Genomic DNA, 10,897 nt, shown 5'->3' on the forward strand with positions numbered 1-10,897 from the left:
CTAGCGTAGCGCGGCGGCGACCGGTTCGGTGTAGCGGCCTTTGAAGGTGTCCCGGTGCTCGTAGACCTTTCCGGAGTACGTCCCGCGCGGGAAGGCGCCGCGTTGCAGCATGCGGCGCAAGCGATAGGGGCCCATGTTGTACGCGGCCAGTGCCAGTTCCTCGTCCCCGTACATCTCGACGACCTGCTTCAGATAGGCGATGCCGATGCGCAGGTTCGCCGAGGGATCGAACAGGGTCTCGGCGCCCCGCCAGGGCAGGGCGATGCGCCGGGCAACACCCTCACCGACGAAGGGCCGTACCTGCATCAGGCCGAGTGATCCGTGGGGTCCCTCCGCATTGGGTCGGAAGCGGCTCTCTTGTTCGATCACGCCCAGAATCAGGAACGGGTCCAGAGGGGGATCTTCACCTGCCGCGGCCAGGGCCTCGACCATCTCCGCGCGTTCGGCGGCTCGGATGTGGCGCGCGCGCTCGGACAGAATCCGGGAAAGAAGTGGGCGCGGATCCGGAAGGGTCGAAGAATCGCCGCCGGGCATCCTCTCCTGGATTTTGTGCACCGGTTCGGTTTCGACGAGCGGGGCCGTGAACTCGCCGGTCGCGGGACTCGCAAACGCCAGAACGGATTCCGGGACCGGTTGTGTCAGCGCGGGGCCGTCGAATGACGACAGACTCTGACAACCGCCGCTCAGCAGTAGAAGGAGCACTGCGGGGCGCAGCGCCCGCCCCGTGAAGATTCGCCTGGAATTCATGCCGCCTCTTATCGGCGCGGCCCTCGTTCAGTCGAGCAGCGCGAGCAGTTCATCCCTTGTAATCGACGCCGTGCGGTCAGCCGCGCCCAATGCCGCCTCGGCCAGTCCTCGCTTGTGGGACTGGAGCGCCAGGATTCGTTCTTCCACTGTGTTTCGCGCCACGAGGCGAAACACCGATACAGGATTTTCCTGCCCAATGCGATGAGCGCGATCGGCCGCCTGGGCTTCGACGGCCGGATTCCACCACGGATCGAGCAGGAAAACGTGATCGGCTGCGGTCAAGTTCAAGCCGGTTCCGCCCGCCCGCAACGAGATCAAGAGCACAGGTGGGCCGTCTTTCGATTGAAAACTCTCCACGACACCCGCCCGATCTCGCGTGCTCCCGTCAAGGCGTGTGAACGCGATGTCTTGCTGTCTCAGATGGGGTTCGACGCGATCGAGCAAGCCGGTCCACTGGGAGAAAACCAGCGCCTTGTGTCCTTCAGAGGTCGCCTCTTCGAGAGCGCGGAGCAGGACCTCGATCTTCGAAGAACCCGCGGCTTCCTGGCCCGGCACGAGGCCGGAATGACAGGCCGCCTGACGCAGGCGCAATAGCGCTTCGAGTGCCTGAATCACACCGCCTCCGGCGTTCAGCTTTGCGATGACGTCGTCGCGGGTTGCCGCGCGTGCTCCGTCGTACACGGCGCGTTCGCTCTCGTCGAGCTCGCAGTGCAGGACGACCTCGGTGCGCGGGGGCAGTTCCGGTGCAACATCGCGTTTGAGCCGACGTAGGACGAAGGGGCGAATGCGACTCCGCAGATGCGCGGCCGCACCGGGTTCGGCTGCGGCGATCGGGCGCGCATAACGGCGACGGAAATCTTCTCGCGTTCCGAGCATGCCCGGATTCAGGAAATGGAGTTGACTCCAGAGCTCTTCCAGTCGGTTCTCGACCGGGGTGCCGGTAAGTGTGACGCGGAAGTCGGCGCGCAGCCGATAGGCGGCTCGCGCTACCTGGCCGCTGGGATTCTTGATCGCCTGAGCCTCATCCAGGATGGCGGTGTTCCAGGAAACCGCCGCGAGCGCATCGATATCGAGTCGCAGAAGTGCGTAGCTGGTCAGGGTGAGGTCCGCGTCGGGATCCAGTTCGCGACCGGGGCCGTGGTACATGCAGATCTTCAGATCCGGTCGAAACATGCGCGCCTGCTCGGCCCAGCCGAAGAGCACGCTGGTCGGAGCCACGACCAGGCTGCGGCCCTGTATTGCGCACAGCGCCTGAAGCGTCTTGCCCAGACCCATATCGTCGGCCAGCAGTCCGCCCAGGCCGGCCTGGCGCAGGAACATCAGCCAGTTCACGCCCAGCGTCTGGTAGCCGCGCAGTTCCGCGTGCAGATCCGTCGGTAGGCTGGCTTCCGGCAGGCCGTCGAAATCTTCGAGCAGTGCTCGCAATCCCTCGAGACCCGGAGGGGGAGGCAGTTCGAGTTCGGCGCAGAGTCGCGCGAGGTCGGGTAACGCGGAATTGGCGAGTGATCCCGAGGCGTCGCGCGCGGCCAGGAGATCGGCCACCTGACGCCCGTAGCGTTCCAGCCAGTCCACCGGCAGGGGGGCGAAGCCTCCGGCTTCCAACGCCACCATCGCGCGTCCGGCCTGCCAGGCTGCCATGACCGCTGAACTGGAAACTCGATTGGCGGTGGCTCCATCGGGCACGAATTCCAGGTCGAAGCTTCCGGGATCCGACGACAATCGCACTTCGAGATCAGCCGATTCAAAGTAGTCGCGATGGGCATCGCCGCGCAGTTCTCCGGAGAACTCGCGCAGGCGCTGCGCGAACTCGATGGCTTCGCGGTCGTGGAGCTGGACGCCCTGGCCGGGGCTGAGCCCCAGCTCCTTTCGCAGCGTGCGTTGCAGACGACCCTCGGCGACTTCGTCGCGCAATGGCACCGGTCCCTGGAGTGCGATCAGTTCTCCGCTCTCGATGCGCGCGCCCGGTGGATCGCCGTATACGATCTGAGCTTCGACGGTGAGAGAATCCGCCTCGCGGCCCACATCGACCAGGAGCCTCGGAGGAACGCGCGTGGTGCGGGGAAGTCGTTCGCTGCGCACTTCTACAGGGATGCGCTCCTGAAGTCGCGGTATGACTTCGGCGACGAGCAGGGCCGCGCGGTCCGGAGAGAAATACTCGCCTTCGAGCCAGCGCTCGCGTTCGCGCTGGCTGATGCGGGCATCGGCCAGCGGTCGCAGCACTTCTCCGCACAGGGCGACGCCATTGCCAAATACCTCTGTGATCGCGGGATCGCGCATCACGGACAGTGCGAAGCCATCGCCGCGATCTTCGACGACGCCGACTGCACCGACGGGTTCGAGCGAGAGCGATACCTTTTCACCATCCAGCCGAACATCGTCACAAGCCCGCAGTGCGCGCAGAAGCTGGGGCAGGGCGGTATGGGGAAACACACCGGAGAGTCGGCTGCCCAGGAAGTTCTCGAGCTTGCGATCGGCTTCGGAGGCTGCGAAGTCGGGGCCGTCGATCTTGCCCGCGGCGATGGCGACCAGGGAGCCTTCGAGTGGGACCTCGCGTTCTTCGATGACCGCTACGCGGTCGAAGTGCAGGCCGCCGCTGCGGCGGGTCAATCGATAACCGATCCGCGCGGTCGGCCGACTCGAAACGGGCAGGGCATTTCCCGCCTGGCGCGCCTGTCGCAAGGCGATGACCGCGGCGGCCACGTGGTCACAGGGATCGTCGTTGCCATCACAGTCGCAATCCCATTCTTCGTCGTCCGGAAACAGCTGTACACGCGGAGCTAGCAGGCCACCACGGGTCGTCACACGCACGACGATCATCTCGTCGCTCGCACTCTCGCCCTCGACCGCCTCCTGGCGGGCGAGTTCGATCCCGCGCGACCAGATTCCAGGTCCGCAGGCGTCGCGTATTGTCTCAAAAAGGGCCTGCATGGGGCGCGGAGGCTACTCGAGCCCCGGCGACCTCGCCACGCCGTTTCGCGCGCTGGCCCGGCGCGGCTCTCGCTCATTCGGCATCATGTCGCGTCCTTTGGCAGATTCGAGCACGACTTCGATGCGGCGCATTCCAGCGCTGGTGGTTTCCGGCTTTCTGGGCTCCGGGAAGACGACCCTGGTGCGCGCGCTACTCGAGGACGCCCAGCGCAGCGGTGAGCGTGTGGCGGTCGTTTCCAATGAGTTCGGAGAGCTGGGAATCGACCAGGCCCTACTCGGAGAAGCGGGCGAGTCGTACGTGGAACTCGAAGGCGGTTGTGTTTGCTGCCAGCTCTCCGATGAGCTGGTCGATACGCTCGAGATGTTGCGCAAGCGCGTTTCGCCCGATCGCGTAATCGTCGAAACCTCGGGGGTTGCACTGCCCTACGACACGCAGTTGAACTTCTATCGCACGCCGATCGACGAGTGGATCGGCGATGACGTGGCGCTGGTCGTGGTCAACGCCGAACAGGTGGCGCAGCGACGCGACCTGCAGGGGACCTTCGAAGACCAGGTAAGTTCGGCGGATCTCATCCTGCTGAACAAAGTCGACCTGCTCGATGAGGAGCAGCTCGTCGAGGTCGAAGCGTGCTTGCGGGAGTTCGAACCCGAAGCGCCGATCATCCGCACTGTGCGCGGCCAGATCGATCCCGATCTCTTGTTCCCGCCAGATATCGATGAGGCCCGCGCCGAACGGCGCGCCAATGCCGCTGACCCGCGTCCGCATGCCCACGAGGTTTTCGAGACGGAGATCCTATCGATCGAGTCGGGAGGCGACGAAGACGCTCTGGCGGCGCGTCTCGAAGACATGGGTGCGCTGCGCGTCAAGGGTTTCGTGGAAACCGATCGCGGTCTTCGTCTCGTGCAGGGTGTCGGCGCGCGTATCGAGTTCATCGAGCCGGATCGGACACCGCCGGCGCCGTTGATGGGTCGCCTGGTCGTGATTCGACGCGGTGCCGGCCCCGGCGTCGTGCACGGAAGCACCCGCGATGGCTGAGGCCGCAGCCGCCGAAACTGGTCTGATGGATCGCATCACGCGGATCGGAGGTATGTCGCCGGATCAGATTCTGGACGCCTTCCTCGACTGGGTGATCGAGCAGGGTCTGGAACCGTACCCGGCTCAGGAATCGGCGTTTCTCGAGATCATGGCAGGGCGCCACCTGATCCTGAACACACCGACCGGATCGGGAAAGTCGCTGGTCGCGCAGGCCGTGCACTTCAAGGGTCTGTGTGAGGGCAAGCGTTCTTTTTATACCTCGCCTACTAAAGCGCTCGCGAGCGAGAAGTTCTTCGCCCTGTGTCGTGATTTCGGTGCCGAGAACGTCGGTATGTTGACCGGAGACGCGAGCATCAACTCGGCCGCTCCGGTCATCTGCTGCACCGCAGAGGTGCTGGCGAACATGGCATTGCGTCAAGGCGCACAGCTTCAGGCGCCTTACGTGATCATGGACGAGTTCCACTACTACGCGGATCCGCATCGCGGTGCGGCGTGGCAGATCCCCCTGCTCTGCCTGCCGGATACGCATTTTCTGCTGATGTCGGCGACGCTCGGCGAAATGAGCCAGATCCGCGAGGATCTCGAGCGCCGCACGGGAGTCGAAGTGGCGCGGATTGATTCGAGTGAACGCCCCGTTCCTCTGGACTACGCGTATTGCGAAACCCCCCTTCAGGAAACCATCGAGGGACTCTTGGAGTCGGGGAAATTTCCCGTCTACGTGGTCAACTTCACGCAACGGGAGTGCGCGGAACTGGCTCAGGGTCTCACCAGCCTGAAGATCTGCACCAAGGAAGAAAAGGCGCTGATTCGCGAGCAGATCGACTCGTTTGCGTTTGACACCTCGTACGGCAAGGACATGCGTCGTTTCCTGCAATCGGGGATCGGTATTCACCACGCGGGTCTGCTGCCGCGCTACCGCCTGCTGGTCGAACAGCTCTCGCAATCCGGTCTGCTCAAGGTGATCTGCGGAACCGATACGCTTGGCGTCGGCGTGAACATCCCGATCCGGACGGTCGTGTTCTCGAAGCTGTCGAAATTCGACGGACGCAGGGCTGGCATCCTGCGGGTACGCGAGTTCAAGCAGATCTCGGGACGTGCAGGGCGCAAGGGCTACGACGATCTGGGCAGCGTGGTGTGCCAGGCTCCCGCGCACCTGATCGAAGCTCAGCGGCAGCGTCGCAAGGGCAAGAAGAAGTCCTCGCCCGCGAAAGCTCCCAGAGGTTTCGTGGCCTGGAATCGGGGTACGTTCCAGTCGCTGATTGACCGCGATCCGGAACCTCTGCGTTCGAATTTCCGCCTCAGCCACAGCACGCTGGTCAGCCTGTTCCGGCGCGAAGAAGAGAGTTCCGATCCATCTAGCAGTTATCGGGTGCTGATCGAGTTGATCGACTCGACCCACGAGACTGCTTCGCGCAAGCACGCGCTTCGGCGCTCGGCGGCCGCGCTGTTCCGCTCCATCCGCAGCGCGGGTATCGTTCAGATCATCGTGGACGATGACACCGGGCAGCGGCGCCTGCGTGTGAACGAAGATCTGCAATGGGACTTCTCCATGCACCACTCGCTTTCACTGTTCGTGGTGGATGCGATCAACGCGATCGAAGCCGAAACCCCCGAGGAGTACGCGCTCGAGGTCATGAGCCTGGTCGAGGCGATCCTCGAGAATCCCAATGCGATCCTCTACGCGCAGATGGATCGGATCAAACGCGATCTCATGGCCCAATTGAAGGCGGAGCGAGTGCCTTTCGAGGAGCGCGTGCGATTGCTCGACGAAGTCGAACCGCCGCAGCCCAGTCGGGAGTTCATCTACCAGAACTTCGACTATTTCGCGGAGAAACACCGCTGGGTAGGTCACGACGATGTGCGACCGAAGTCGATTGCGCGAGAGATCTACGAGGGCTACTTCAGTTTCAGCTACTACACCACGTACTACGGTCTGCAGCGCATCGAAGGCCTGCTACTGCGCTACCTCACCCAGGTGTACAACACGCTCTCGCAGACGGTTCCCGAGGTTTCGAAGACACAGGAAGTCTGGGACATGCTCGCGTTCTTCCGCACCATGATCGAACGCATCGATTCGAGTTTGATGTCCGAGTGGCAGAATCTGATCGATCCCGGTTCTGCGACTCCCGCATCGAGCGAGCAGCCAGCGCGCCAGGAGTACGATCTGGCGAAGGATGCGCGCGCGCTCAAGGCGCGCATACGCGCGGAGCTTCATCAATGCGTGCGCGCGCTGGCCGAGCGCGACTGGGAAGAAGCCGCGCTGGTGATCCGCTCTCCCGACGATGAGCCCTGGGACGGGCCGCGCATGAGTCGTACGCTTGCGCCTTTCTACGAAGAGTACGACCAGATCGTGTTCGATCAGCGCGCCCGGTTATCGGAGTTCACACTGATCCGCGATGATGGGCCTCGGCGCTGGCAGGTAACTCAGCGCCTGCTCGATCCCGAAGGCGACAACTTCTGGTGTCTCGAAGGCGAGGTCGATCTCAGCGGCGAGTCGACGCCCGAGGGGCCGATCGTGTGCCTGACCCGGATCGGGACTTAGTAGGCTTCGCACTCTGTTCGGCGATGCGCTTCTTCGTCGCCGCCCAACTGCAGATCGGACAGGCAGCCAGATCGTGCCCGCGTGCGGGGCAGTGTTCGCGTCCGAAGTAGATGATCTGCAAGTGCAGTTTGTTCCAGCTCTGTTGCGGGAACAGCTTCTTCAGATCGCGTTCTGTCTGTTCGACATTTCGTCCGTCGGATAGACCCCAGCGTTCTGCCAGGCGGTGGATGTGCGTGTCGACCGGAAAGGCGGGCAGGCCGAAGCACTGACTCATGACCACGCTCGCAGTCTTGTGCCCCACTCCGGGCAACGCCTCCAGTTCTTCGAAGCTCTGCGGCACGTTTCCGGCGTGCGTTTCGATCAGGATCTGCGAAAGCCCGTGGATTGCCTTCGACTTCTGTGGGGACAGTCCGCACGGCTTGATGATTTCGCGGATCTTATCGACGCTGAGTTCGACCATCTGCTGCGGTGTGCTCGCGTTGGCGAAAAGGGTCGGTGTGACCTGGTTCACTCGCACATCCGTGCACTGCGCGGAGAGCAGTACAGCGATCAACAAGGTGTACGAGTCGACGTGGTCCAGTGGGATCGGCGGATCCTCGTAGAGCTGCTCGAGGAGAGTCGCGATGCGCTGGGCCTTCTCCTGGCGCGTCATGTTTCCGGGTCTCGATTCACAGTATCGGGCGAGAAAGCGGGCAGGCACACGGCCAGGTACTCGGCCCCTTCCGGACCCGGCGTGCTGTAACGCACCCACTCGCCCGGCTGGCAGACGATGGCCTGGCCGGCTCGTGCTTCGAATTCCCCATCTTCGTGTTCAACGCGTATGCAGCCGGCGAGGACGATGCTGTACTCGACGAACTCCGGTCGCTGTCCGGGTTCACTCCAACCGGCAGGTGAGCGCATATGGGCGATGCTCAGGCCCGCTTCTTTCGTATTGACCCGGCCTACGTACTCGTCGATGCGCTTGGGAATTTCGCCCGCTGCTTCGATCGTCGTAGGCTCTTGAATCAGTTTCGGCACGCTGCGCTCCTCAGGCTTGTCCGCGCGATCGTACCATCTGCGCGAGTCCGATCGCCCAGCGTTCGTCTTCATTCACGCAGGGGATGGTTCGCAGGGCTTCGCCTCCGGCGTCGAGCCACTGCTGGCGCGCGCGCATTCCGATCTCCTCGAGTGTCTCGAGGCAGTCGGCGACAAACGATGGGCAGAGCACGGCGAGCCGCTTCACGCCCCGCGCCGCCAGCCGCGGCAGCGTTTCATCGGTGTAGGGCCGGATCCAGGCAGCGCGACCTAGCCTGGATTGGAATGCGACCGAATAATCATCGTCTGACAGGCCGAGCTTCGCGGCGAGTGCGCGCGATGTTGCGTAGCACTGGGCGCGATAACAACGCCGGTTCGGGGCCCGCACAGAATCGCAACAATCCTCGCGTTCCAGGCAGTGCTTCCCGGCGACGTCGAGCTTGCGGATCTGCCGTTCGGGCAGACCGTGGTAGCTCATCAGCACGTGATCGGGCGAAAAACTCTCCAGAGCGGGTTCGCTCACCGCCGCCAACGCTCCGATCCAGCCCGGTTCGACAAAGAAGTCCTCAATCGCGTCGATGCCTGGGAGTTCCGGCCACTGTTTCACCAGCTGGAACACACGCGCGATCGTCGAGCCCGACGATGAAGACGCGTACTGCGGAAACAGCGGAACCAGCACGATCCGAGACAGCTCGGATCCAGCCAGTCTCTCCAGCGCCGCTTCGATCGAAGGCTCGCCGTAGCGCATGGCCAGTTCGACCTGATGAGTCTCGCCGAGTTGGCGCGCGACTTCGCCGCGCAACGCGAGACCGTGAGCGAGAAGTGGAGAGTCTTCGGGCCGGCCGCCTGCACCCCAGATCGAGCGGTACAGTGCCGCGGAACGGGGGGCGCGAAACGGCGCGATGATCGTATTGACCAGCAGCCAGCGAGTCGCGGCCGAGGTATCGATCACCGCCGGATCGCTCAGGAACTCGCGCAGATAGCGGCGTACGTCGGCGGTACCGGGCGAGCGCGGGGTTCCCAGGTTTACCAGCAGAACCCCGATCTTCGTCTCCGATTCGCTCATACGTCTAGATTGTCTTTCCCGAGCGGTTTGTCCACCGGGTGGGCAGGACTCCGGATGCGGCACCGTTTGACTCAGCAGCCGATTCCTGTCCTTCTGTCCGACGGAAAACCTCCCAATCCGGAGTTTGCGCCCGAATCGAAGTGCGCGACGCCGACTCTCGGTGACTCTCAGCGGAAAAGGAACTCCTCAAATGAAGATCGGACTCATGTTCGCCAACGTGGCGTTCTTCGGACAGCCCGACCACCTGGTCAATCTGGTGCAGAGCGCTGAGCAGGCGGGTGTCGAATCGCTTTGGACTGTGGAGCACGTCGTCGTGCCCAAGGGTTACAAGTCGAAGTACCCCTATAGCAAAGACGGGCGCATGCCCGGTCCGGAGAACTCGCCCATTCCCGATCCGCTCATCTGGTTGAGCTATGCGGCTGCGGTCACGAGCAAGATCAAGCTGGCGACCGGCATCCTGATCCTTCCGCAGCGACATCCCGCCTACGTGGCCAAAGAGGTGGCGACGCTCGATACGCTCTCGAAGGGAAGAGTGATGCTAGGTGTTGGAATCGGCTGGATGAAAGACGAATTCGACGTGTTGGGCATTCCCTTTGAAGAGCGCGCCAGCCGAACCGAGGAGTCGATTCAGGCCATTCGTTCGCTCTGGTCCGAAGGCACATCGAGCTTCGACGGCAAGCACTATCAGTGGGACGAACTGGAGTCCAATCCCAAGCCTCCGGGCGGTCGCGTACCGATCCACATCGGAGGACACGTGAAGGGCGCGGCCCGCCGAGCCGCACGCTACGGCGACGGTTTCTTCCCGGTCAATCCCGATGATATGCCGAGACTGCTCGAGGTGCTGAACGCAGAGTGCGCCGAGATCGGCCGCGATCCCTCCGAGATCGAACTCACGACGGGTTTCCCGGCGGGATTCGATCTGGATCAGATCAAGCGCTTTGAAGACATGGGAGTGTCGCGCCTGGTACTCGGACCACCGGCCTTCGATCCCGAAGGGGTCAAGAAGGGACTGGGCGAACTGGGCAACGCCATCGCCAAGCTGTAGAAGCCCCGTGTCCGCTTGCGGACTCTCGTGAAGCTTCGCGTTAGCGACGTGCGCCCTTTGCCACACGACGGCTCAGGGCTCTGGCTCGCGCGCGGATGCTGCGGATTTCCTTGTCCGAGAAGCACAGGACTTCCAGAAACTCCTTGTGCTTCCGGGGTGCGGCGCGTTCGAACTCTGCGTGCCAGCGCCGCATGTCTTCCTCGTTGAAACCCGAGGCCGCCAGCAGGGAAATCCAACGCTCGCGATTCATGACGCGCACGCGGCCGAGTCGACCGTGGTTCTCCAGCAGTCCGACGACCATACGCTGCTGCTCCTGGAGTCGCTGGATTTCGGAATTCAGATCGCCCAGGCGTCGCTCGAGGATCTCGACCAGGCGCGTCCCCGGGGCTTCGAGCAGATGTTTGATGTCATCCAGGGGAATCCCTGTCTCTCGATACCGGCAGATCTGTTCCAGTCGCCGGGCGTCCTCTTCGCTGTAGAGTCGATAGCCTTTTGCCGAGCGTCCCGAGGCGCGAAGCA

General features: G+C 63.3%; 9 protein-coding genes. 3 read left to right on the plus strand and 6 right to left on the minus strand.

Annotated elements, in window-relative coordinates; translation table 11 throughout:
- Positions 1-747 carry a lytic transglycosylase domain-containing protein gene (locus tag GY725_14680; protein ID MCP4005435.1) on the minus strand — a complete coding sequence of 249 codons (747 nt, stop codon included), beginning with the start codon at positions 745-747 and terminating at the stop codon, positions 1-3.
- Positions 748-774: 27 nt separating this feature from the next.
- Positions 775-3,675 (minus strand): DEAD/DEAH box helicase, encoded by a 2,901-nt coding sequence (locus tag GY725_14685; GenBank protein ID MCP4005436.1) that lies wholly within the window; start codon positions 3,673-3,675, stop codon positions 775-777.
- Here GY725_14685 and GY725_14690 point away from each other — a divergent pair.
- Together GY725_14690 and GY725_14695 are read left to right on the plus strand one after the other, a co-directional pair.
- Positions 3,674-4,711, plus strand: coding sequence for a GTP-binding protein (locus GY725_14690; protein ID MCP4005437.1), 1,038 nt, complete (start codon positions 3,674-3,676; stop codon positions 4,709-4,711). The two genes, GY725_14685 and GY725_14690, sit on opposite strands and share 2 nt — an antisense overlap.
- Positions 4,704-7,253, plus strand: a complete 2,550-nt coding sequence (locus GY725_14695; protein ID MCP4005438.1) for a DUF3516 domain-containing protein — start codon at positions 4,704-4,706, stop codon at positions 7,251-7,253. Before GY725_14690 ends, GY725_14695 begins: the two co-directional genes overlap by 8 nt.
- Here GY725_14695 and nth read toward each other — a convergent pair.
- The 3 genes from nth to hemH are packed head-to-tail and all read right to left on the minus strand — an operon-like array spanning position 7,195 to position 9,333.
- Entirely contained in the window at positions 7,195-7,905 is a 711-nt protein-coding gene (gene nth / locus GY725_14700) for an endonuclease III (GenBank protein MCP4005439.1), read from the minus strand. The genes GY725_14695 and nth overlap by 59 nt on opposite strands.
- Positions 7,902-8,270, minus strand: coding sequence for a cupin (locus GY725_14705; protein ID MCP4005440.1), 369 nt, complete (start codon positions 8,268-8,270; stop codon positions 7,902-7,904). The genes nth and GY725_14705 overlap by 4 nt, the downstream gene beginning before the upstream one ends.
- Before the next feature lie 10 nt (positions 8,271-8,280).
- Complete coding sequence (gene hemH, locus GY725_14710; protein ID MCP4005441.1) at positions 8,281-9,333, minus strand: ferrochelatase; 1,053 nt, start codon at positions 9,331-9,333, stop codon at positions 8,281-8,283.
- 190 nt (positions 9,334-9,523) lie between these two features.
- Here hemH and GY725_14715 point away from each other — a divergent pair, with 190 nt between their 5' ends.
- Positions 9,524-10,378: an LLM class F420-dependent oxidoreductase gene (locus tag GY725_14715; GenBank protein MCP4005442.1), complete on the plus strand. Its 855-nt coding sequence runs from the start codon at positions 9,524-9,526 to the stop codon at positions 10,376-10,378.
- 40 nt (positions 10,379-10,418) lie between these two features.
- Here the strand turns inward: GY725_14715 and GY725_14720 are convergent.
- Positions 10,419-10,897: MerR family DNA-binding protein (locus GY725_14720; protein ID MCP4005443.1), on the minus strand; the 479-nt coding region annotated here is incomplete at its 5' end.

The sequence above is a fragment of the bacterium genome, from assembly GCA_024226335.1.
Classification (GTDB): Bacteria; Myxococcota_A; UBA9160; order SZUA-336; family SZUA-336; genus JAAELY01.